This window comes from Aerococcus christensenii (genome assembly GCF_001543105.1).
Classification (GTDB): Bacteria; Bacillota; Bacilli; order Lactobacillales; family Aerococcaceae; genus Aerococcus; species Aerococcus christensenii.
Genome location: NZ_CP014159.1, coordinates 439,081 through 462,228 on the forward strand (window position 1 = coordinate 439,081; position 23,148 = coordinate 462,228).

22 protein-coding genes are annotated in these 23,148 nt (G+C 38.0%); 3 read left to right on the plus strand and 19 right to left on the minus strand.

Going from position 1 to position 23,148, the window contains the following annotated elements; all coding sequences use genetic code 11:
* Positions 1-41 precede the first annotated feature (41 nt).
* From rlmH to AWM71_RS02210, 10 genes are all read right to left on the minus strand, one after another.
* Complete coding sequence (gene rlmH, locus AWM71_RS02165; protein WP_060776454.1) at positions 42-521, minus strand: 23S rRNA (pseudouridine(1915)-N(3))-methyltransferase RlmH; 480 nt, start codon at positions 519-521, stop codon at positions 42-44.
* A gap of 356 nt (positions 522-877) precedes the next feature.
* On the minus strand, positions 878-2,131 hold the full coding sequence (locus AWM71_RS02170; RefSeq protein WP_060776455.1) for a S1C family serine protease: 1,254 nt from the start codon (positions 2,129-2,131) through the stop codon (positions 878-880).
* 72 nt (positions 2,132-2,203) lie between these two features.
* Positions 2,204-3,022 (minus strand): MBL fold metallo-hydrolase, encoded by an 819-nt coding sequence (locus AWM71_RS02175; protein ID WP_082632670.1) that lies wholly within the window; start codon positions 3,020-3,022, stop codon positions 2,204-2,206.
* 21 nt (positions 3,023-3,043) lie between these two features.
* Complete coding sequence (locus AWM71_RS02180; protein ID WP_060776456.1) at positions 3,044-4,684, minus strand: DUF2207 domain-containing protein; 1,641 nt, start codon at positions 4,682-4,684, stop codon at positions 3,044-3,046.
* Positions 4,685-4,698: 14 nt separating this feature from the next.
* Positions 4,699-5,571 (minus strand): two-component system regulatory protein YycI, encoded by an 873-nt coding sequence (locus tag AWM71_RS02185; RefSeq protein WP_060776457.1) that lies wholly within the window; start codon positions 5,569-5,571, stop codon positions 4,699-4,701.
* A 14-nt stretch (positions 5,572-5,585) separates the two neighbouring features.
* Positions 5,586-7,061: a two-component system activity regulator YycH gene (gene yycH, locus AWM71_RS02190; protein ID WP_060776458.1), complete on the minus strand. Its 1,476-nt coding sequence runs from the start codon at positions 7,059-7,061 to the stop codon at positions 5,586-5,588.
* Positions 7,061-8,923 (minus strand): cell wall metabolism sensor histidine kinase WalK, encoded by a 1,863-nt coding sequence (gene walK, locus AWM71_RS02195; protein WP_060776459.1) that lies wholly within the window; start codon positions 8,921-8,923, stop codon positions 7,061-7,063. Before walK ends, yycH begins: the two co-directional genes overlap by 1 nt.
* Positions 8,924-8,927: 4 nt before the next feature.
* A complete protein-coding gene (yycF, locus tag AWM71_RS02200; protein ID WP_060776460.1) occupies positions 8,928-9,641 on the minus strand; it encodes a response regulator YycF in 714 nt (237 codons plus the stop codon).
* A 184-nt stretch (positions 9,642-9,825) separates the two neighbouring features.
* Positions 9,826-11,178: a LysM peptidoglycan-binding domain-containing protein gene (locus AWM71_RS02205; protein ID WP_060776461.1), complete on the minus strand. Its 1,353-nt coding sequence runs from the start codon at positions 11,176-11,178 to the stop codon at positions 9,826-9,828.
* Positions 11,179-11,554: 376 nt separating this feature from the next.
* The gene (locus AWM71_RS02210; protein ID WP_060776462.1) at positions 11,555-12,442 is read right to left on the minus strand and encodes a DMT family transporter; all 888 of its coding nucleotides are present in this window, start codon (positions 12,440-12,442) and stop codon (positions 11,555-11,557) included.
* A 273-nt stretch (positions 12,443-12,715) separates the two neighbouring features.
* Here AWM71_RS02210 and AWM71_RS02215 point away from each other — a divergent pair, with 273 nt between their 5' ends.
* Together AWM71_RS02215 and AWM71_RS02220 are read left to right on the plus strand one after the other, a co-directional pair.
* On the plus strand, positions 12,716-14,116 hold the full coding sequence (locus tag AWM71_RS02215; RefSeq protein WP_060776463.1) for an RsmB/NOP family class I SAM-dependent RNA methyltransferase: 1,401 nt from the start codon (positions 12,716-12,718) through the stop codon (positions 14,114-14,116).
* Positions 14,117-14,170: 54 nt separating this feature from the next.
* Positions 14,171-15,010, plus strand: a complete 840-nt coding sequence (locus AWM71_RS02220; protein ID WP_060776464.1) for an HAD family hydrolase — start codon at positions 14,171-14,173, stop codon at positions 15,008-15,010.
* A 100-nt stretch (positions 15,011-15,110) separates the two neighbouring features.
* Here the strand turns inward: AWM71_RS02220 and AWM71_RS02225 are convergent, their stop codons facing one another.
* The 8 genes from AWM71_RS02225 to AWM71_RS02260 are packed head-to-tail and all read right to left on the minus strand — an operon-like array spanning position 15,111 to position 21,302.
* On the minus strand, positions 15,111-15,395 hold the full coding sequence (locus AWM71_RS02225) for a PTS sugar transporter subunit IIB (RefSeq protein WP_060776465.1): 285 nt from the start codon (positions 15,393-15,395) through the stop codon (positions 15,111-15,113).
* 17 nt (positions 15,396-15,412) lie between these two features.
* Positions 15,413-16,741, minus strand: a complete 1,329-nt coding sequence (locus tag AWM71_RS02230) for a PTS galactitol transporter subunit IIC (protein WP_060776466.1) — start codon at positions 16,739-16,741, stop codon at positions 15,413-15,415.
* A gap of 13 nt (positions 16,742-16,754) precedes the next feature.
* Positions 16,755-17,228 carry a PTS sugar transporter subunit IIA gene (locus AWM71_RS02235; protein WP_236701140.1) on the minus strand — a complete coding sequence of 158 codons (474 nt, stop codon included), beginning with the start codon at positions 17,226-17,228 and terminating at the stop codon, positions 16,755-16,757.
* 57 nt (positions 17,229-17,285) lie between these two features.
* A complete protein-coding gene (locus AWM71_RS02240) occupies positions 17,286-17,966 on the minus strand; it encodes a triose-phosphate isomerase (protein ID WP_236701141.1) in 681 nt (226 codons plus the stop codon).
* 23 nt (positions 17,967-17,989) lie between these two features.
* On the minus strand, positions 17,990-18,835 hold the full coding sequence (locus AWM71_RS02245; RefSeq protein ID WP_060776469.1) for a class II fructose-bisphosphate aldolase: 846 nt from the start codon (positions 18,833-18,835) through the stop codon (positions 17,990-17,992).
* A gap of 11 nt (positions 18,836-18,846) precedes the next feature.
* The gene (locus AWM71_RS02250) at positions 18,847-19,371 is read right to left on the minus strand and encodes a YjbQ family protein (RefSeq protein ID WP_060776470.1); all 525 of its coding nucleotides are present in this window, start codon (positions 19,369-19,371) and stop codon (positions 18,847-18,849) included.
* Positions 19,372-19,386: 15 nt separating this feature from the next.
* The gene (locus tag AWM71_RS02255) at positions 19,387-19,821 is read right to left on the minus strand and encodes a PTS sugar transporter subunit IIA (RefSeq protein ID WP_060776471.1); all 435 of its coding nucleotides are present in this window, start codon (positions 19,819-19,821) and stop codon (positions 19,387-19,389) included.
* Positions 19,822-19,835: 14 nt separating this feature from the next.
* Positions 19,836-21,302: a BglG family transcription antiterminator gene (locus tag AWM71_RS02260; RefSeq protein WP_060776472.1), complete on the minus strand. Its 1,467-nt coding sequence runs from the start codon at positions 21,300-21,302 to the stop codon at positions 19,836-19,838.
* A 244-nt stretch (positions 21,303-21,546) separates the two neighbouring features.
* On the opposite strand from AWM71_RS02260, the gene AWM71_RS02265 reads away from it, so the two are divergent.
* Complete coding sequence (locus AWM71_RS02265; RefSeq protein ID WP_060776473.1) at positions 21,547-22,296, plus strand: MurR/RpiR family transcriptional regulator; 750 nt, start codon at positions 21,547-21,549, stop codon at positions 22,294-22,296.
* A 64-nt stretch (positions 22,297-22,360) separates the two neighbouring features.
* Here the strand turns inward: AWM71_RS02265 and AWM71_RS02270 are convergent, their stop codons facing one another.
* Entirely contained in the window at positions 22,361-23,146 is a 786-nt protein-coding gene (locus AWM71_RS02270) for an HAD-IIB family hydrolase (protein WP_060776474.1), read from the minus strand.
* Positions 23,147-23,148 lie beyond the last annotated feature (2 nt).

Here is a 23,148-nt window from a genome sequence, read left to right on the forward strand (position 1 = left end):
AAAAGCAGGCCAACAGTAACGGTCTGCTTTTTTGTTCTCTCTTATTTATGATAAGGTTCATTATGAATAATGCGAAAGCTCCTATAAATCTGCTCTGTTAGAACCAATCTCATCAATTGATGCGGTAAAGTCATCTTTCCAAAAGATAGTAATCGATCGGCCCGCTGATTAATGGCCTGGCTAGTTCCCAAAGACCCTCCAATCACAAAGGTCAATGAAGATCTTCCATAGGTCATGCAGCGTTCAATTTCAGAAGCCAGCTCTTCTGAACTCACAAGATCTCCCTTAATCGCTAATACAAAAACATAATCTTCCAGACGAATATGGGCTAAAAGACGTTGCCCCTCTTTTTCTAATACTTGGCGAATTTCTTCATCACTGGCATTTTCCTTGGTGGCTTCATCCTTTACCTCTACCATTTCTAACTTAGTATAAGCGCCCAAACGTTTTGCGTACTCTTGAATGCCTTGTTTTAGATATTTTTCTTTAAGTTTTCCTACTGAAAGTATCCTAATTTGCATAACCGTCTCCTTTTTTCTTTTATTTTATCATATTTCTCACTTTCACAAGCATTTATCCACAATTTTATCAACAAATCCACAGCCTGTGCCTTTTATTTCCTATATTACCGCCCTTTCTCTTTTTAAAATTTCTAATTTTAAACATATCCACCTTTTTATCACACCATTTCCCACATACTCCTTCTTAAGTTTCTGCTTATCAGGAGATTTTTCCACATTTTCACAAACTTTTTCCCTGTTTTATCCACATTTTTCTTTGTATAAGTCCCTTTTTCTTTTTGTATATGTGGATATCTCTATCCACTCTCTAAAAAAGACTTGCAATCACTCGGATTACAAGTCTTTTAGTCTTTTGATTAAGATTCTTCTTGAGCGTGAAGTTTCACTTGCAAGGTTTGACTCTTTCCATGTCGATAAATTGTGACTTCCACTTCATCATCTGGTCCGCAAGCATACAAGGCCTGACGTAATTCATTTGCATTAGTTACCTTTCGTCCTGCGAATTGTGTAATAACATCATACACTTTTAATCCTGCTTGATCTGCAGGGCCTCCCTTGAGAATATCCATCAAAACGGCCCCATCTTTTACTTCCTTAGGTAAATGTAATTTCTTCTTCTGATGCTCCAATGGGAATTGATACAAACTAGCCATACGGACGCCTAAATTTGGACGAATGACCTTGCCATCCTTCTCCAATTGGCTAATAATTTTTTGAACTTCATTACTTGGAATGGCAAATCCCATCCCCTCTACCTTAGCTGAAGAAATTTTCATCGAATTAATCCCTATCAACTGTCCAGCAGCATTAACCAAAGCACCTCCTGAATTTCCTGGATTAATCGCTGCATCTGTTTGAATAGCACTGACCGTAGTATCTGGATGCCCATCTTCATCCACATCCATTGGGACTTGACGATTTAAACCGGACACAATCCCAGCCGTCACAGAAGAAGCAAAATCCGATCCTAGAGGCGAACCAATAGCTATAGCAGTTTGTCCTACCTTCACTTTGGAAGAGTCTCCAAACTCAATCACTCGATTCACGTATTTAGATGGCATCGCTAAAACAGCCAAATCTGTCCATGGATCTGCTCCCACTAATTCCACAGGCACTTGCTTGCCATCATTTAAGATAATTTCTAAAGCATCGCTCCCTCTAATCACATGATTGTTGGTTACAATATATGCTTTATCTCCTAAAACCTTGTAAATAACACCAGACCCTTCTGAAGCTGTTTTATACTTTTTATCACTGTTTTCCGTTTTACTAAATCCAAAAATATCATTCACTCTGTCTTCTGTCCGCTCTAAATTAACGACAGAAACAACGGCATCATGGACCTTCTCTGCAATATCCGAAACATCCGATTTAATATTGACTTCCGAACTTTTTGCTTTGCCATCCTCTCCGATATTTTGTTTACTACGATTTAATTTAGCATCAATCATTCGGTCAATTTCACTTTCAGAAAGATTCGTGGTATCTTGATAGAATTTCCCGTCTACTCCAGCCACAATAGCGGCGCCTACGAGTCCACTCACCAAAGCAATTCCCCACTTGGAATGCACAAGTTTTTCTTTGATTTTTTTAGGGTTTACTTCTTTCATCTTCTCATCCTCCTAACAGCTTTTATTTTATTATAAACTGGATTTATGAAGAAATTGTGAATAAAGCCTCACTTAAAGTGTAAAAAGTTCAGTAGGTTTCAGATGATTCGTTTCATACAAATGAAAATCATGATTGACTGCAAACCCATTCTCCTTCAAAATCAGTTCATTGGTTTGTAGAGCCAGAGCTTTTAAATTATTGTGTTGAGAAATATGTCCAAGATAAATCCGCTTCGTCCTATCTCCAATCATTTTCGTCAAAGCTTCCCCTGTCTCTTCATTGGATAAATGTCCTCTATCAGAAAATATTCGTTGCTTCAAAGCCCAAGGATATTTTCCCATTCGAAGCATATCATTATCATAATTACTTTCAATCATAAAGGCATCTGAATTATACACTAATTTAGCTAATCGATCGCTAACATAGCCTAAATCTGTCATCATCGCATACTGCTTATTATCTTTTTGGAAAGCATAGAATTGTGCATTAACAGAATCATGACTCACTGGAAAAGAAAGAATATCCATATCTCCAAAAGTCATTCTTTCCCCTGGTTCCATAATTTGCTTGAGCCCAGAAGGAATCTTTCCACATTTCTTCTCCATTTCTTGCCAGGTTTCTGTATTCGCATAGACCGGTATTTCATATCGTCTGGCCATCACGCCAACTCCTCTCGCATGGTCCGAATGCTCATGGGAGATCAAGATGGCGTCCAAATTATCAGCCTTTCGTCCAATACTTTCCAAAAGATTTTCGATCTGTCGGCCACTTAGTCCAGCATCTACTAATAAAGAACGCTTGGGAGATTCAATATAAGTCACATTACCTGTCGATCCCGAGGAAAGAATGGAAATATGTAATGTAAAATCTTCTGATTCCTGTTCCAAAATAACACTCACACTTTCTAATTCTTACTTCATTTTTCTAAAGTCCCTACCTTCAATTCCACTGAGGGCTTGATATAAAGGGCCATAGCTTCCTCCTTGATTAGTCATTGCCTGATAGCAGGCATGGCTTCTGTTTGAAATAAAACTGTATAAAAGATCGCGATCTGTTTTCGATGCTTTTTTCTTCATTGTTCTGAAATATTTCTTATACTTTGCTTGGGTTTTTCTTCCCGTTGCATTGTACACAGGGAAAGAATACCTTCCAATCACTATCTCTAATCCCAATAAAATCAATAAGACGCCCATCCAGACATAGCCACCGTGCAATTGAAAACTTAGTCTTAAGCTATACAAGAAACTACAGAGTGTGATTAAAATATTTACTAACCAGAAAGTCGAAAAACTAATCGTTCCTCTCATATCTTCCAATTGCCAAGCTTTCATTTGTTGTTTAATTGCTTGGCGAATATCTTTTAACAAAGTCTTATAAGCAAGCGTCTGTTTATGAGAGTGAACACTTTGTTCTCCTGTTTTGAAAATCAAATAATCAAACCATTGCCCTTTCGAAACTTTTTGAAAACAAACTAAAACGATAGATTCTACAGGATTATCTGTCACAGTCGATTTCACGCGAATAATTGGTCGAAAATGTCCTTTTGACTCTTGAAATTCTAAACTCAAAAGATTTTTATGCACCAATTCATAAATAATTAGCCATAAATAGTCTTCCGATGCTTTTCTTATTTTGAGAACTTTTGCGACTTCTATCGGCCGTAAAGCAGGGGCATAGACGTTTGACTCATCTTCTAAAGGTAACTTCTTATATTTCAAGAAGCTTACAGTATAAGCGCCTACAAGAAGCACTACAAATATAACCAGCCCTCTTAATTGCCACCAGAGTTTTCTATGGGCTTGTTCTTTTTCCTGGGTTTTCTTATCAAGTTCTTGAATAATCTGTTCTCCTTTTGATTTTGGACCTTCTCCTGAAGTATGAGGCATATATTCTGCAGGTAAAACCATAGTAACGTGAAGAGGCGCATGCGCTGAACGATCTGTCATTTTCACAACGTAAGTCTGGTCATCTTTAAAGTAGCTCGTATAAGAAGCTTTACTCTCCAACCACACTTTAAACTGGCTTTTATCCACACTTTTTGGGAATTTAAAAGTTAGGGTAACTTGATCCACATCAAACGGGGCTAAAGCAAACTCTTTTTGTAAAATAACGGACTGATCATATCTCATCCAAGCTTCGGAAATGACTGACTGATAATGCGTGACTTCATCATCCCCAGACATCGTATTATAAAGAGAAACTTTTGTATTTTTTCCATCTTTTGATAAAGAAAAAGTCCCCACCGTATGCGAACTACTTTCTACAAAAGGGAAAGGCTGATCTGCTGAATCGGTTTTCATATCAACTGCTAGGTGGGATAATTTGCCACCTTCCCCTAAACCAATGTAGTGACTGATTTGGTCCACTTGTTTTTGAAAACGATATCGTATTATTTCTTCTTCAGTGATTTGTCCTTGATCATCATTTGTTACAACAATCTCATAATTCTTAATCTGAACGCCCTTATTTTGTTCATCCGCTTTGACTTCTCCACTATTGATAAAGAAAAGTCCAATCAGGGCGATCACCCCTAAATATTTTTTTAAATCCATGGCTTCTTCCTTTCTTAATCGTGCCTATTGTCTCCTCCTTGACCTTTTGGCAATAAATCAGAAGGGTTTTGAATAATTGTGCCGTTTATTCCATCGACATAAACAGTCTTCAAAGAATGAGCATCTAATCGAATGACAATCGCCCATACAGGCTTATAGACAATAATATCTTCTACTCTAAGAGTCTGTTGATAGCTAAGTTGGGCCGAAACCACACTTGACTTTGAAGGGATCTCATTATAGAGATATAAATTTTCTACAGCTTTTTTAGAAGAGATAAGAGACCTTACCTGACCTTGGGGCTGAACCTTTTGAATGTGGCTCATTTCATAAGAAACAATTTCATTTTGATCATTCAAATGAAAAATGAGTCGTGCGGTAGAATCAGTAATCAAGCGATCGTCATATCCTACTTGCCCATAATAAATCATTTTACGTTGTCGATTATACACCAAAAAGCGATAAGACTCCCCTTCTTCAATACTTCCCTCTGTCAAAAGTTTATTAATAGGAGAAAGTACTTCATTAGGTAAACGAGTAGGGTCATCACTTACTTGCTTCAATCCTTTTAAAGCAATCGGATGAGCAAATTCTCCATAAAGTTGCCCAGTATCCTTATCCCATTTTAAACGCTGAGCTTGTGGTCGATTCTCTCCTTCTGTCGAGAGTTTCTGTTGCTTCCCAGCGATAAAAGGCTCTTTGCCTTCTTCACTGGATAAATCAAAAGTCAAATTAATTTCATTTGCTTTTAATTCTTGTTCAATATTAATATTGTCCTGACTTAGAGAAGTCATCAACATATTTTTCCCAAATAAGGTGTAGGCGAGAAAGGTGTTGAGCAAAAAGAAAGCAATAATTAAAATATTCTCTATCCTTCTAAAATCCACAAGTATCCGCCTCCTTATCTCTTCACTTTCCGGCTATTAGGAAAATATCTTTCCTCTTCCTTAGCATCTATTTCTGCAGGTTGGACAGTATCTCCCTGTTTTTTAAATTCGATATAAATAGGAGCTTTTGTGTTCTCATCTCGGGTCACACAATCTTCATGTTTATGCATATCCACTAATTCATCTAATACATAATAATGGCCTTCTTTTTCTATCATCCAACACGGCAAAAGACTGACCAAGCGATTCGATTTAGGACTTGGCACCCAATAATATCCCAATTTTAAAGAATCAATATCTTCCGAAGAAATTCCATTTGCTTCTAAAAGGTGGAGAATTTTACTTGCTGGTTGCAATTCAAAGTGCTCGGTCAAATCCGTAATAGGGGTTTGAATCGCTAAAACAGAAAACTTGCTATCTATCTCATTTTCTTTCGTTGTCTCTATCTTCAAACGCGAAACATAATTGGACCCATAGATAGGAATTCCGTTCACATTTTTTCTAAAAATCACTTGCTTAGTATCCGAATCATAATGAGCAAATGACCAATCTTCCTTGGTAATCCATAATTTTTCTAAACCTTGAAAAGCCTGAATTACTGCTTCTAACTGATCTTTTGCTTTTTTCTCAACATTCGTATGCGTATAATGCACTTCAAAATTCTTATTATTAACAATTAATCCTTTATTCTCCGTATAATATCTAGCACTCTCAACATCCGAATAATCGTTAACCTGATCTGGTAAGTCAAACAAAAGCTGCAAAAAAGTGTCGTTAGGTTGTCGATCTACTATATAAGAAAAAGTAGGCACCGAAATTTTTTCATCGAACAAGTAATCATGGCCTTGCTTCAAATGAACTAATTTACTTTGTTTGAATTTCTTTTTATTCGCTTCTACTTCATTTTCAACGACTTGATAATCTATTTTTTGCTTCAAAGGAAGTTTATAAGCTAGATTTTTACAATCATCCAATACATAAAGAGCTTGATCCCCTTTAACATATGCAATTCCTGTTGCTGAAAAATTTCGCCAAGCATCAGGCAAGGCCTCCTTATTTAAACCAAACAAATGGACCGGTAAGTTATCAGAATATTGAAGCTCAAAATACGACTTTCCTAACGCATACTGTTCAAATTGATCCATCGGCTGACTCTCTAGATGATCGGGTAAGTTATTGCCTAAAGAAAATTGAAAAAAATTCTCATTAAATTCTCTCATCAAATCCTTGTCTAAGGTTTTTAAATATTTTTTTCCGTCAGAATAAATAAAAGCTCCCGGTGAAAAAGCCTTCAACAAAGGAACTTCTTCCCCCTGACTAACCATTTGAGTAGGGGTAACGATCAATGACTGTCCTTCAGGAGCCTTTTTTCTTTGTATTCGACTCGATAAATTAGAAAAAGGCCCCATAATATTCAAAGAGAAAAATACACTCATTAACACCAATACCGCTAATAGTAAATGGGGGATTCCTGCCCAAAATTTATGCATTAACTCCACTCATCCTCTCCGATTGTTGGGTCATAAGGTAAGGAAATATAGAAACTTGATCCCTTGTTTTCAATACTGTTCACCCAAATTCGTCCATTCAATCTTTCTACGACTTCCTTGGCAATAGCCAAGCCTAAGCCTGTTCCTCCTTGTTCCCTGGACCTTGCCTTATCTACACGATAAAAACGTTCAAAAATATGCGGGATAGCCTTTTGCGGGATTCCTAGTCCTTGATCCTGAATACTTAACAAAGCCTCATTATGGGTGGTCATTAAACGTACCGTAATATTTCCCCCATCTGGTGAGTACTTAATCGCATTATTTAAAATATTATCAATAATTTGTGTTAAGCGATCTTGATCCGCTTCAACCCATATTGGCTTATCAGAAAGTTCTCTTAAAATCTTATAATCCTTATTCGCATATTCTTCACTACTGAGCATCATATCAAAGCGATCCAAAATATGATCGACTAAACGTGACAAGTCAATTAATTCTAAATTCATTTCTTGGCGATTAGAGTCCATTCGAGACAAGTTCAGCAAATCAGAGATCATCCGAATCATCCGATCCGTTTCTCTTTGAATCACATCTAAGAATTCTCTCGCTAATTTTGGATCTTCCAAAGCGCCATCTGACAAAGCCTCGCTGTATGAACGAACAGACGTTAAAGGTGTACGTAATTCATGAGAAACATTGGATACAAATTGACGACGATCCCGTTCAATCTTTTCACGCTCTGTGACATCTGTTAATACCCAAATCAACCCAGAAACATACCGTGATTCCCGTTGAATAACTGAAATTTCTCCCTTTATAATCGATTCTTGTCCATCTTCATTCACAAAAGGGATCAAAATATCGTGATCCATATTTAATAATTCTCTAAAGGTATACTTATCCCTTAGATTTAAGACTTCCATAATAGAATGCCCAATCACTTCTTCTTCGGTTTTTCCAATAAAATCCAGTGCCCGATTATTAGTAATCATCACTCTACTCCGACGATCTGTTGCAATCACGCCGTCAGTCATGTGTTTGAGCACGGAATCGAGTCGTTGACGTTCAGCCTCTGTGGTCTCCTGAGCTTCCTTCACGCGCACAGAAAGGTAATTAATAGAACGTGCTAAAATTCCCATCTCATCTTTGGAATAAATTTTGACTTGATCATTATAATTTCCATCTGCTATCTTCTCAATTTGATCCGTCATAGCCTGAATAGGACGAGTAATTCCCTTCGATACCAAAAATGCTAACAAAATAGAAAAAACTAAGGCGATAACAGAAGAAGTGATAAAGATTAACCCAATGTTTTGCACTTGATTGTATACTGTTTCAATATTGACTGTGACACATAAAACGCCAAGTAATAGCCCTGCATTTTCAGAAGAGAAGATAGGGACTACAAACTTTTTGATTCGAATATTTTCATTACTATCAAAATATTCTTTGTTCAAACTCATATTGTTATAAAGAACTGAACGAATAGTGGTATCTGTCGTCTGTTGCCCAACATTGCCTTGATTAGAAGGATTAGAAGACGCCAAAATCTGGCCATTTGCATTCACAACTACCGTATCGAGAACGTTGCTCACATTAAAACGACGCAACGAATTAATCAATTGCGCCTTTTTGTCTGCTTCATTTCCTTCTTTTTCTTGAATAACAGGCCGCACACTATCTTCCAAAAAGCCAATCTGAACACTCATTTGATCATCAAAGGTTCTCAACATTTCTTTTTCAAGATTTCGGATAAAATAAGCCCCTACAAGTTGCAAGCCTAATAATAGAACCAGAATAATAACTAAAGGAATTTTAAAATGAATAGAAGAGAGGAAGCCTAATTTTCTTTTTCTAGACATACCTCTACTCCTGACTTGCTTCTTGAAGGAAATAACCTACACCACGTCTTGTCATTAAATACTTGGGTTGAGAAGGTAAGTCTTCGATTTTCTCACGTAAACGTCGAACAGTGACGTCTACTGTTCGAACATCTCCAAAATAATCATAGCCCCATACCGTCTGAAGAAGATTTTCTCTCGTCATCACTTGCCCTAAATGCTTAGCTAAATAATGAAGAAGTTCAAACTCCCGGTGGGTTAGCTCAATTTCATTTCCATTTTTTGAAACATAGTAGGCATCCTCATGAATAATCAAATTCCCTACTACAATTTCATTCAATCCACTATCATCTTCCGTTTGTTCTTCTTGCTTAGATACATCCGAACGCCGAATATTGGCCTTGATCCGAGCAGAAAGTTCTCGATTAGAGAAAGGCTTGGTCACATAATCATCTGCGCCCATTTCAAGACCTAGCACTTTATCAATTTCTTCTCCCTTAGCTGTCAACATAATAATAGGGACATTTGAAGATTTACGAATTTCTCGACAAACTTCTAACCCATCTTTTTTGGGAAGCATTAAATCTAGAAGAACAAGATCTGGTTGATAGTCCTCGAAGATTTCTAAAGCTTCTTCTCCATCAAAAGCGGCTTTTGCTTCATAACCCTCTTTTTTCAGATTAAAAGTAATAATATCAGAGATAGCTTTTTCGTCATCCACCACTAATATCTTTTTCATCACTACACATCCTCTCTTCCCATCAATAATCCTTTGAATTTAATATATTATACCGTGAAAACTGTAAAAAACCAACGTGTCCTCTTCTTCCTTCATTCCTCATAAAAAAAAGCACTCTTAAAAGTGCTTTCCAAATTTGAACAAAAGAAAAACGAGAGGGGGAGTCTCGCTTTTTCTATTATTCTTAAAAGTTAATGAATTGACAAGATGATGCAACCGCAGCTGGAATGGTACGATAGTTGACACCTGATACTCCAGCATAGTTCATTTCAGAAATTTGGAAAGAGCCATCTGGATAAACAGCTTCAACAAAACCAACGTGACCATAACTAGAAGCACCCGCTACTCCAGCTGGGAAGCTAACAGCGGTTCCTACTTGTGGGTGGTTCGAAACAGCTAATCCATACTGAGCAGCATAAGCTCCCCATTCATTAGCATTTCCCATCATTCCAGGCACTGGACGTCCTAATCCATACAAACGATTAATTACATAAGCTGTACATTGTCCTGCAGGCGCAAGATTACGTGGATCCACTGAACCATTATAAGGTCCGTGTTGTGCAATCTTAGCAGTTGGTTGTGCGACAGCTTCTTTCTTTTGAGCTTCACGAGCTTGACGTGCAGCTTCTTTTTGACGTGCTTCTTCGCGAAGTTGAGCTTCTTGAGCTGCTTTCTCTTGGGCTGCCTGAGCTTGACGTTCTTGTTCAGCTTTTTCTTGGGCCGCCTGAGCTTGACGCTCTTGTTCAGCTTTTTCTTGGGCCGCCTGAGCTTGACGTTCTTGTTCAGCTTTTTCTTGAGATTTCTGAGCTTGAGAAACAGCTTGTGGACTTACAGCTAAAACTTGACCAGCATAAATAAAATCACTGTCTAAACCGTTAGCTAATTGTAATTCTTCAACATTTAACCCGTAAGCTTCAGCAATTTTAGCAAGTGTATCTCCTGGAACGACTGTGTATTCACTCGTTGCAGCTTGCTCTGTAGAAGGTGCATCTTTCGCATATTCTTCAACAATAACTTCATCGTCTTGATCGTCAGATACCTTAGCTGTTGAAACAAGTCCTACCTTAACTTGTAAAGGTTGACCTACAAAAATTAAGTCTCCTTGAATTCCATTAAGGTCACGAATTGCTTGAGCAGTCGTCCCAAACTCTTCAGCAATACGATTCAAGGTATCCCCTGCAAGGACAGTATAAACACCATTTTGAAGAGCAGAATGAGTGTCCTTTTGTACTTCTTCATGATGTTCCACTGCAGCGGTTTCCTTAACTTCTTGTGTTTGAACAGGATGTTGTGGAGCAGCTTCCTTAGTTGCTGTAGGAATTTCAAAAGTTTCCCCAGCAAAAATCTTATTGATGTCTTGAATATTATTAGCATCGCGAATTTCTTCGATAGTCGTATTAAATTGTAAAGCTAACTCTGATAAAGTATCTCCAAATTTAACAGTATAAGATTCCGCATTGACTTGTGGCGCAGTAACTGCTGCAATAGCCGCTGTCGCCGCTAAAGATGTCCCTACTACTAATTTCTTGTGCTTCATATATTTTGTCCCCCAAAATTAATATCTGTATTTTTGTTAACACTCGTTTAATTTACAAGTATTATTATACGCTGTCTCTCAAAAGAATTGGTTAACAGTTCTATTACAAAATAATCTCTTCTAGAGTCCTTCTGTTTTCTCTTTTCTCCCTTTAAACATTTCTTAAAAATCAAAGAGACTCAATACTCTTTTAACTTTCTTTACTTTTTATTTGTCTTTTTTAAATATCTTGATTTCCTATTTGTAACAAAGCTGTAATATTGGTGTCATTCACTGACTCTTTTTAAGCCTTCTATTTCTTACCATTGAAATTTTTTTGCATAAATAAAAAGAAGCTATTCTTTCTTCAAAGATAAGCTTCTTTAAACTTATAGCTTTATTTATCATGAACCGTTAACAAAACAGTGGCTAAAATAAATCCCATTCCTAAGTAATCCAATAGCACAAAAGATGTTTTCAGTAAAAATACAGTTAGCAAAGTTGAAGCCACAGGTTCTACCGTTCCAATCAAACTCACAGGGAGCGGGCCGAGGTATTGAATCCCCTTTAAATACAAAACATAAGGTGTTAAAGTCCCCACAATCACAGTAAGCACTAACCACAATATAAAATGTCCATTCATTAAATCCAAATGATTCCACGGATGAATAAAAAGAGATAAGCAAAGACCGCCGATAGCCATTCCTATTCCTGTAGTAGCTAATGGACCATAGCGTTTAATTAAAGGGAGAGGCAACATATGATAAAATACCATTCCTACAGCGCTCAACATTCCCCATACTAGTCCCTCCTTAGAAAGGACCAATTGTCCCACTTTTCCATGCGTGGTAATTAAAAGAATGCCCACAATCGTAAAGAGAATAGCAAAAATTTCCTTACGTTTTGGCCACCTTTTTCCAACTAAGCAATAATAAATCAATAAAAGAATAGGTGCTACATATTGAAGAATGGTGGCTGTTCCAGGATTCGTTAACGTAATCGTTTTTAAATAAGAAAATTGATTAAACACTAATCCTGCAATAGCAAAAGCAACAAATCTTTTCCAAATCGATGAATTTTCAAAGAATTCCTTTCCAGGCAATTTTTTTCGAAGCGTTAAATAAATCAAAACTCCTCCACCCGTAATGCTCATTCTAAGCATTGTTAACTCTTGGGGTAAAACATGAAAAGTCTGCATCACATGTTGACTCAACACGCCTCCTAATCCCCAAAACATACACGCAATAATTGTTAGAATGACCGCCATGATTTTTTTTGTGCCCATATGAATTCCCCTTTTTTCATTCTTGGCTTTTATTATAACGTTTTCCTTTCTAAAGAAAAGACCTTTTCCTCAAATCTTTTGTTACAAAAACACCTTTTCTTTAGAAAGCCACAGCAAATGCATCTCGCATCAAAGAAATTATTTCTAACTAATTTTCTCCTTATTAAATAGGAAAATAAACAACTACATGAGGGGTCAAAATAGGATCCGGTTGGCGACTTTATTTTCTTGTGGTATGATGCTAGGGATTATAGTCATAGAAAGGATAAAGCCATGCAACTTCCTAGTGCCTTTATAAAAAAATACCAGCGTTTACTCTCCTCCACCGACTCTCCACCTTTCTTGCACGAACTTGAAGAAGGAACCGTAAAAAAAGGATTTCGGATCAATTCACTGAAAGAAAACGCCTTAAAGATTTGTCAAGAAGAATTGCCCTTTGACTTAGATCCTGCTCCCTATGCACCGCTTAGCTTCTACGGTGAAATAGACGGTAAGTCTCCTCTCCACCAAGCAGGATTGGTATATAGTCAAGAGCCCTCCGCTATGAGTGTGGCTACCGTTGTAGATCCCCAGCCCGGGAAATGTATCCTTGATCTCTGTGCCGCTCCTGGTGGCAAGTCTACCCAACTTGCTGCCGCTCTCAAAGGGAAGGGCCTTCTTGTGGCAAATGAAATTATCCCTAAGCGTGCCAAAATTTTAGCTGAAAATATCGAACGTTTAGGCATCACTAACGCTATCGTAACTAACCACTCGCCAAATCAGCTGGCTCAACATTTACCTGGCTACTTTGATAAAGTGTTAGTCGACGCCCCTTGTTCTGGAGAAGGCATGTTTAGAAAAGATAATCCCGCAATCAGTGAATGGACACCTCAAACGCCTCTAACCTGTCAAGCTCGTCAAAAAGAAATTCTTCCTGAAGCTCTTCGCTTACTCAAACCAGGTGGACAACTTATCTATTCTACCTGCACCTTTGCCCCCGAAGAAAATGAAGAAATTATCGCTTGGCTGGTAGACCATTTCCCGTTGCATGTTGACCCTATCGAAAATTTTTCTACTAATATTGTCTCTTCAGGGCTAATGATCTGGGGACAAGGAAACCCAGACTTGGAAGGAACTCGGCGAATCTGGCCACACCTCCATCCTGGGGAAGGTCACTTTGTCGCTCGCCTCACCTATCAAGGTCCTACTCAATCTTCTCCTTCTCAATTCACTTCTCGCTCCAAAAAGAAATCTGAAAAATCTTCTTCCCGCTCCTTGTCTAGAGAAGAAAAGCTCTACTTTGAAGAATTTGCTGACCGCTTTAACCTTCAATCTATTTCTGCGCCTTCACTCCAAGTTTTTGGACAAGAACTCTGGCTACTGCCTACCCCTTGTCCTAATCTCTCCGGCCTACGCTGCTTAAGGCAAGGGCTTCACTTGGGGAGTTTCCTCAAGAAAAGATTTCATCCCAGTTTTGCTTTAGCCATGTCTCTTTCCCCAAGTGCAAGTATTCCAAAACTTGATCTCTCCTATGAAGAATGGAGCCATTATATCCAAGGAGAAACTTTTCAAAAACCAGGGAACCAAGGTTGGTGCTTGCTTTGCTACCATCATATGAGCATAGGATTTGGTAAACAAGTTCAAGGAACCGTCAAGAATTTCTATCCCAAAGGTCTACGATTTATCCCTCATTAAAAGTGGTATAATGAATATTGAATTTATGATCGTTTTAGAAGAGGAGAACTTGTTATGATACGCTTATTTGCCACAGATATGGACAGCACTTTTTTGAACAAAGATCGTCTAATTTCTAACCGTAACGCTGCTGCCGTTCATGCCTTGCAAGATGCTGGTGTCGAATTCTTAATTGCAACCGGCAGAGGCTATCCTATGGCTAAGCCCCTTTTGGACCTTGCTTCTATTTCCTGTTCTATGATCAATCTCAATGGGGCTATTTTTACAGATGATAACGGAAAATTCTTACATCCCTATTCTCTTCCTTTTCACTTAGTTCAAAATATTATTGCTTATTGTAAACATCGGCAGATTAATTACGCCTTAATGAGTGCAAAGAGATACTATGTTGAAAATCCAAAAACTTACCTACAACATGTGTTAAGCGATTCCTCCCCTCATGCAGATTATCTAGCCGATCGCTTTAAAGAGGAAGGCTTACGTTCTCTTCGTGATTTCTCTATCCAAGAAAATAATCTTCCACTCAAAATAATGATCTTTGCTAAGGAACCTTCTGAAACAGAAAGTGTTCGCGCAGCTTTTCAAAAGGAAAAAGATCTAAGCATCACCTCTTCCCATCTCCTTAATTTGGAAATTACGCGCTATCAAGCGACAAAAGGGGCTGCTCTCAAAACTTATATAGCAGAAAAAGGCTATCAAGCAGATGAAGTCATCACAATTGGAGACTCTCTCAACGATCTCTCTATGCTAAAAGATTTTCCTCATGCTTATGCCATGGCTAACGCTCACCCTGAATGTATAAAAGCCGCCCCACATCTTGCTCCTAGCAACCTTTGTGATGGTGTAGGCCAAGTGATTGAGCAATTACTAGCCAACCACCTTCATTGCCAATAACTTCTTCCTTTTCAAAGAAATTTTTCAACTTACATCTTAAATAAAAAAAGAGGACTGATAGCTATCAGTCCTCTTTTTAGCAAAATCGCTGCTAGTGCAATTAGAGGTTCAAAACTTTTTCTAATTTTTCGAAAACTTTTTCTTTCCCCATACCTGTCAAAATTGGGATCCCCATAATCACTTTATCTTTAATGTTGTCTGGCACAGCTGTTGTTGAAACAACGGCATCATAATCATCAATATGGTTCACTTCTGAAGCCACCTTCGATTGAATAATTGTTACTTCTTTGTCCCAACCTTTTTCAGCTAACCAAGTTCTCACAGCTCCTGTTACAACTGTAGAGGTTGCAATACCTGAACCGCACATAATCAATAGCTTCTTCATATTCGCTCTCCTTCTTTTTAAATGTCAGTAGTCTTCTTTTTATTAATGTAATACAAACTTCCTAAACAAACAAGGAAAATCACGCCAATAATTATCCATGGGAGTGTCTTAGCAGCGAAGACAAATAACCACGTTGGCCATAATCCCCCTTCAAGCAAGGCCGTGATAGAATGATTGCCGCCTAAGTCAAAGTTAGCAGCTTGAGCAGCACTAGTTACGAGAGGTGCTGCCCAAGAAGTAATGTAGAAAATCGAAGAAATGTAAGCCATACCTGCTACAACAGTCCGCACGATATTTCCTTTGAAGACAGCTGCCATTAAGCAAACAGCAAATGGGATCGTAGCTAAATCACCAAATGGCAAAGTCTTGTTGCCTGGTAAAATAAAGGCTAAAGCGATTGTAATGGGCACAAGAATTAAAGAACTGGATAAAACAGCTGGGTGACCAACAGAAAGTGCAGAGTCCATCCCAATATTTAATTCACGTCCTGGGAATCGTTTTTGAACAAACGCATTAGCTGCTTCAGAAATAGGAGTTAATCCTTCCATTAATAAGGCAACCATACGTGGCAAGAGAACCATAACACCAGCAAGAACAACTCCTAATTGAAGAGTCTTACCAATTGGGAAGCCAGCAAGTAATCCTAAAACGATCCCGATAATTAAGCCCATCACAGTGGTTTCACCAAAAATACCGAATTTTTCTTGAATCGTTTCTGGTTTGGCGTCGATTTTGTTAAAGCCTGGGATACGATCAAATAACCAATTCAAAGGAATAGCAATCAAGAAACCAGGCGCTGAGGTTCCGTGTGGAAAGGTGATATTAGGAAATCCATAGAAGTCCCCAATCGTTGGAGCAATAATATCCCCTAAAAGATACATTAACAAGAGATACGTAATCATTGCAAATAAACTAAGCGGATATTGTTGGGTCACTGCAAAAACTAATGAAGCCACAAAAGCCGCATGCCAAAAGTTCCAAATGTCCACCATCAAGGTTTTCGTCCAGCCTAGGAATAATAATACGAGGTTCACAGCAATCCCAACAGGAATGGCTAAACTTCCTAGCAAGGTTCCATAAGAAATAGCAGAAGCTGCTGGCCAGCCAACATCAATAGTATTCAAATTAAGGCCAAAACGTTTAACCATTTCTTGAGCGGCTGGCCCGATGTTACTTCCTAAGAGGCCAATTACTAAATTCAAGCCAATAAACCCAATACCAACGGTTAAGCCTGCATTAAAAGCTTTTCTTGGTTTAGTACCTAAGGCTAAACCAAAGATAAAAATTAAAATAGGGAGAACAATCGTTGGTCCTAACGCAACAAATTTTTGTAATATATCTATCATCAAAATCCCCTCCTTAGATTATAATTTGATGTTCTTGTAATAACTGTGCTGCTGCAGCGTGTCCTTCATCGCTATCTTCTAGATCCAATAACGCTTTAAGAGCTTCCTGATCTTGGAAGAAGGTCATTAATTTTTGAAGCATATCCAAATGTCCATGCGCATCTTTAAGGGCTAACATGAAAATCATACTTACAGATACGGTTTCAGTGGTAGATCCCATTTGATAAAATTCAACAGGTTCTTGTAGGGTCATCACAGCAATTTTTGAATGATTGACATGAATATTATCTGTATGAGGAATTGCAACTCCTAATTGATTTAAGGCTAAGCCTGTCGCAAAATGATTTTCTCTATCAATAATTGCTTCTTTAAAACTTCCTTTAACGTCACCATTTGTATATAAGCGATCGGCTAAGTAAGTTAACGCTTCTTCTCTACTATTGATATCTTTCTTTTGTAGATCTGTTAAATACATGTTTTCCATCATCTCCCCTCCTTTCAAATAAGATGACTACTCACTCATTATTAAGTTTTGTAGATATCGTTAATTCTTTAAAGCTCGAATCATCGATCTGAGAACGGAAGCAGGATCTTCTGCTTGGGTAATCCCACTAGTACATCCTGTCCCATCCGCACCTAAGGCTATGACCCGACGGACATCTTCAGCTGACCGAATGCCTGCCGCTTCCATAACCGCAATCTCCGAATCAATTGTATGAATGGCTTCGATGGTGGAATGAACATAAGATGTATCACTCACTTGTCCTGTCCCAATCTGCGCCGTTTCTTCGCACAGTAAAATATCTGGACGAAGGGTAGCAATGGCCCGCGCTTCCTCCACAGAGTCCGCGCACACAATAGAGAGTATTCCCAGTTCTTTTGTTTTTTGGATACTTTTGACTAATTGGGTCAATGTTAAAGGATGTTCGGCATGGTTTAAAAAAGTTGCTCTGGCCCCAGCTTGATAAATAGATTCTCCTAAAACTGCACCCATTCCTCTCCCAGGCTCTAATCCATCTAAGTGTTGAGCCGTTACAATAATATGAGAAGTCTTGTGTGCTAAACGTTCAATATCCGCATAGGGAGCAGTCACAAAGACTTGAACACCCATTTTTTCTGCCATTTGATCTGCTTCAAGTGCTAATTCTTCCAAAGGCTGTCCATACAAATAAGATTTTGGATTAAAAATAAAGAAGGGGGCTTTCACTTCTAATAGATTCTTCAAAAAATTTCCTCCTCTCTCACTCATTATCTTCTTGGATATTTTGGTGTACCAAAGACAGCGTAATAATGAGATAAAACAGCTTCCATTGCTGATTGTCCTTTCTTTTTGACTTCAATCCAATCTTTAAAGGCAGGCCATTCCTTCAAAGCTTGGAAAGCAGCATCCACAAAATCTGTATAAATATTAATCTTAGCAATGCCCCCTTCTGCACATCGCTTGAGATTCTCATCCCCACTTGAAGAGCCTCCATGAAGAACCAAGGGAAGATCTGTCACTTGGCAAATCTGACTTAAAGCTTCAAAGCTAATATGAGGACTTCCCTTATAAAGGCCATGAGCAGTTCCAATCGATACCGCTAAAGAGTCAACCTTTGTCTGGGCGATAAAAACTGTCACACTCTCTGGATCCGTATAAATAGAACCCGTATGTCCTAAATCTTTCACTAAGTCATTGGCACCAACATGGCCTAATTCTGCTTCGACAGGGATATCAAAAGCATGCGAAAGAGCGACCACTTCCCTGGTGAGACGAATATTTTCTTCAAAACTTTCACTAGAAGCATCTATCATGACAGAATTAAACCCTAATTGAATGGCCTTAGCAATAAAGTCAATATCTTCTCCATGATCAAGATGTAAAACGACTGGAACTGTGGCTTTTTTTGCAAAATAATTGCCAATAGATGCCGCTTCTTCTAAAGATAAAATGCCTTGATGTTTTTGGGCATAAGCAAGAATTAGCGGACGATTTTCTTTTTCTGCTACTTTTAGAAAAGCACGAGCAGAATCACTGTCTATATAATTACAAGCTGGAATTGCATAATGATTGGCTTTGGCTTCTTGAAGCATTTTTTTACCATTTACTAACATTTGTCTTCTCCTTATCGATTGCCTATGATCGTTACTTGATAGGTGCGTTTCCTTTCACGCGTTTGATCAAAATCTACAAAATAAACGTAGCCTGTTTTCCCTAACCCAAGTTCTCCATTACTTAAATCGATCGCTACATGATTTCCAATCAGGCTGGCTCTCAAATGACCATCTCCATTAAACAAATCTTCTATTGAATCATGAGGTAAATAATCCTGAGGATTCGACCACGATCGGACAGTCTCCAAATGTTTAGGCCCTGGGTACTGATATTGATAAGACGCCTTATGCGGAGGAATAATATGATCAAGCACCCGATTCAAATCTGCTTGAAGGAAATCTTCACCTTCTTCATTCTTATCATGCACATACTCTTCCAAAAAGATAGAACACGTCGTGTGAGCCGTTAAGACGGTAATCAAGCCCTCTCTTATCTCACTTTCAGACACGGCCTGTCGAATTTGAGCGGTTATATCATGATAACTGACTTGAGAGGCTAAGGTTTCAACTTCAAATTTTTGTTTATAAAGTTCCACATCTTTTCCTTCTTTCTAGTTTGTCAATAAGTTAAAAACTTCATGATTATCTTTACTATTTAAAAGTTTCTGTTCAATATGAGGTTCAGCAAAGTGCCGAATAACTTGTCGGATTTTTTCCTTGTGGCTGTCTTTTTTGGGGCAAATAAAGAGCGTTAAGATGATCCGAATCTGACTTGCCTGATCATTCCAATAAAAAGGTTTCTCTAATAAGAAAAGATAAATCTTAGAAGAAGGAATTTCTTCTGCTTCCATATGAGGCATCACTGTATAAGAGCCTATCTGAACGCTTCCCAGTTCCTCGCGTTCTCTCATAAAGTCTTCTAACTGTAGATGGGACATTTCTTCCTTAAAATCTGTTGTTAATTGCTTCATTAACTGGGAATAATAAGCTGAGCGGTCCGCAAACTGAGTAAAGCGCTGAACTTTCAAATAATCCTCATAACACATACCGACTTCTCCTTTTACTTATTTCCAGTTATTTGTTCGATCATTCCTTGAATGCGTTCACAATCTTTAACAGTTAGCATGGCTGAAATTAATAAAGTCGAGATCGGAAGTTTAGGGGTATAATCAATAGTCGTTAAAATTAACTGAACGTTATCTACGTCTCTAAGGGCTTGATCAATTTCTAAACGAGAAACAACCTGCATCACTTCCAATTGTGGAAATTTATTTTTCACTTTCACGCGAATGAGCTCTGAAGTACCTACCCCTGTCGTACACATTATAATCGTTTTAATAGGACCTGAACTATTCTCCATTACCCGAGCAAAGTAAACCGTTAAAAAGCCTATTTCGTCCGCACTGATCTTACCGTACTGACTCTCTATTCCTTCTACACATTCTGTTAACGCTTTAAAAATTTCTGGATAAGCCGCTTGAATCTGTCCAAGGAGTGGATTATGGATGTAAATATTATTCTCCAAGCGATTAATCAGAGGCTTCATATGCTGAACCAGATCATTGATTAACTTGGCTTCATGGAAATTCCGATTGAGCTTTCTTTCCACTTCATCAATCAAATCTTCTGTTAAATCTTTCAATGCATGGGAATAAATCATCTGCTTTTCTGAACGATGAGTGAGCCGACACGAAATTAAGTATTGATAGAGATAGAAAACTTCTTTTCGATTCAAGGCACGATGCAAATAATTCTCAGTGGTTTCAATAATCGATGAAGCAATTTGACGATATTCGTCATTTCCTCTCATAGCCTCTTCTTCCTCTTCAGAAAGAGCTTGGTTCATGTCTTCTGAATATCCCTTTCGACTTCTTGCAATCAAAATGTATAAATGAGAGAAAATATTAATATTATAAGGATAAGGGATATGGGACCCTATACTCTTTTCAATTTCAGAGAGTTGGACCGACACAAACAAAGAATCATACTTATTAAAATGATTCGACAGACAAAACTTCTCCATATCTGTCACTTCAAGCGGTTGAAAAAGTTCTACCAAAGCTTTTCTTATATGAATTTCTGAACCCACAATCGATAGCCTCTTATTTTGACGCACTAGTCGTAAATGAAAGGGCTCCAGCAATTCAATCATCATTTTTTCATCTAAAGCAATTGTTGAATCACTGATATAATCATTCATATAGAGTTCTTCTACCTTCATGGGATGAGGCGAGCACAACAATAAAGTTTCAATGACTCTATTCTGCCGGCTCCTCGGATTGATCTCCCTCCTCTGCAGACTGTTCCCTTGTGAGATATACCGATCATAATCCAGCTTATAGCCTTTTCCTCGTTCAGATATAATCAAAGGGAACTCTTCTTGTCTCTCATTGATCGCCTTTATTTCTCGATAAATACTCTTCTTGGAAAGATTTAACAGTTTACTTAGCGTATCAGCTGTCACAAAATCCCTTTGTTCATATAAAATCAAGAGTAATTTTGTCATCCGCTTATTCAGGTGATCCATCTCCTCTCCCTCCTCACGTATCTATTGTACAGTAAATAATAATAAAGCAGCTATCAAACAATGTCCATTGCAACGGCCATTGTTTCTTGCATAAATAGGCTATTGAAAAAATTAAATAGCCTATTTGTATATAAAGATTTCCCTTATTTTAATTCATTTATAGATCCCTCGTACGCCAATTGAAGAGCTTTTTTGTTCATGTTATAATGATGAAAATATATTTAATAATGAAAGGGAGATTAAGTTGGGATCGGTTTATACGAGTATTCAAAATTTCTACGAAAATTTAACGGCTACCGAACAGCTCGCTATTGACTACATCTTAAAATATCCAGATCTTACAAATTTGAAACTAAAAGTCATCGAGCAAGAACTTCATCTCTCTGCACCCACGATCGTTCGCGGAATCAAAAAATTGCACTACCATTCGTTTACAGAATTTAAGTATGCGGTCGTTCACGAGCAAGAAGGGCAAAAAATTTCTAACAAGAAAAGTAGTTCATTGGATCAAGAGGTTAAAAAGTGCCGCAATGATATTCTTCAAACCATTGCTATGTTAGACCAAGACAAACTTCTTGAAATTGGACATATTCTCAAGAAGGCTCACCACATTTTTTGCGTAGGTGTCGGTTCTTCTGCTTATGTAGCCTCTAATTTTAATCATCGGCTTAAAAGCATTGGGTTGTGGTCAAATGATTATACTGAATTTTTTCAAATTAGAGATATGCCAGAAATCGTTAAAAGTGAAGACTGCCTCTTAGTCTTTTCTCTCAACGGCTCAAAAAATAACGTCCTTGAAAGCATTTCCGCTTGCAAAGTAAAAGGTTGCCAAATCATAGCCATTACAGGCTTCTCCACGAATCCCCTCACTGAATTAGCAAGCATAAGCGTCAGAACTCACCCTTCAAAATCCAATCGCGAAAAAATGAAATCTCGATTGATGCTTTATGTAGCCAGCGATCTCTTATTTGAGGCTATCTATTCTATCCTTTAAGTCTTCCAGTTCTTTTATATACAAAAAACAAGACGAAGTCATTCACTTCGTCTTGTTTTTTTCTTTATTTTCCTGATAATAAATGTTCTCCCAATTCACTAAATGTTTGAATAACAGTTGTTACTTTACCTAGAACTGCCGGAGCTGCATGTGCTAAACAGAAAGACTGGTCTGCTTCCTCAAACATGGAGCTATCATTTTCTGAATCTCCCACACAAATGAAATGCAAATGGCAATGCTCTGCCAACATTCTAAGCGCTTCACCCTTGCTAATTTCTTTTGGCGTAATTTCAATACGTGCATTTCCGCTCTTACAAATCGTCAACTGTGGGAAGTGCGCCCGTAACGTTGCCAACATTTCATCAGCTTCGTCGCTCTTAGGCCGTAAGTTAATTTTATAGATTTTTTTCTCTTTGAGTGTTTGATAGAGATTTGGAACAGTCATCAAGCGCATATTCCATAGTTTCTTCAAATTCGTTGTTGTATAAGTTCCAATTCGATCCACATTATCCAAAGCATCAAAAATAATCTGATGTTCTTCAATATAATCCATTAACTCAGCGAGGTCATTTTGTGGCAAGGCACAATCCTTTAACCGCTGACCTTTATAGTCAATAATCCCGCCATTAAAAGCAATCTTAATGTCACAAATCAGTCCACACTGCTCTTCAATATAGTGGATCTCCTTCATTGAACGTCCTGTCGCAATTCCAATATACATCTTTTCAGACAGTTGATGGAGAAGTGCCTTATCTTCTTCAGCCACTTGCGTCGAATCCGCAACCAATGTGCCATCTAAATCTGTAATAAAAGCAACAGCATCGTTTAAAGCTTGTTGTTCTTCTATCATAA

Coding starts and splice junctions, on each gene's coding strand:
- rlmH (WP_060776454.1), bottom strand. CDS start 521: ATGCAAATTAGGATACTTTCAGTAGGAAAACTTAAAGAAAAATATCTA.
- AWM71_RS02170 (WP_060776455.1), bottom strand. CDS start 2,131: ATGAAAGAAGTAAACCCTAAAAAAATCAAAGAAAAACTTGTGCATTCC.
- AWM71_RS02180 (WP_060776456.1), bottom strand. CDS start 4,684: ATGGATTTAAAAAAATATTTAGGGGTGATCGCCCTGATTGGACTTTTC.
- yycH (WP_060776458.1), bottom strand. CDS start 7,061: ATGCATAAATTTTGGGCAGGAATCCCCCATTTACTATTAGCGGTATTG.
- walK (WP_060776459.1), bottom strand. CDS start 8,923: ATGTCTAGAAAAAGAAAATTAGGCTTCCTCTCTTCTATTCATTTTAAA.
- yycF (WP_060776460.1), bottom strand. CDS start 9,641: ATGAAAAAGATATTAGTGGTGGATGACGAAAAAGCTATCTCTGATATT.
- AWM71_RS02205 (WP_060776461.1), bottom strand. CDS start 11,178: ATGAAGCACAAGAAATTAGTAGTAGGGACATCTTTAGCGGCGACAGCG.
- AWM71_RS02210 (WP_060776462.1), bottom strand. CDS start 12,442: ATGGGCACAAAAAAAATCATGGCGGTCATTCTAACAATTATTGCGTGT.
- AWM71_RS02215 (WP_060776463.1), top strand. CDS start 12,716: ATGCAACTTCCTAGTGCCTTTATAAAAAAATACCAGCGTTTACTCTCC.
- AWM71_RS02220 (WP_060776464.1), top strand. CDS start 14,171: ATGATACGCTTATTTGCCACAGATATGGACAGCACTTTTTTGAACAAA.
- AWM71_RS02225 (WP_060776465.1), bottom strand. CDS start 15,395: ATGAAGAAGCTATTGATTATGTGCGGTTCAGGTATTGCAACCTCTACA.
- AWM71_RS02230 (WP_060776466.1), bottom strand. CDS start 16,741: ATGATAGATATATTACAAAAATTTGTTGCGTTAGGACCAACGATTGTT.
- AWM71_RS02235 (WP_236701140.1), bottom strand. CDS start 17,228: ATGATGGAAAACATGTATTTAACAGATCTACAAAAGAAAGATATCAAT.
- AWM71_RS02245 (WP_060776469.1), bottom strand. CDS start 18,835: ATGTTAGTAAATGGTAAAAAAATGCTTCAAGAAGCCAAAGCCAATCAT.
- AWM71_RS02255 (WP_060776471.1), bottom strand. CDS start 19,821: ATGTGTTATGAGGATTATTTGAAAGTTCAGCGCTTTACTCAGTTTGCG.
- AWM71_RS02260 (WP_060776472.1), bottom strand. CDS start 21,302: ATGGATCACCTGAATAAGCGGATGACAAAATTACTCTTGATTTTATAT.
- AWM71_RS02270 (WP_060776474.1), bottom strand. CDS start 23,146: ATGATAGAAGAACAACAAGCTTTAAACGATGCTGTTGCTTTTATTACA.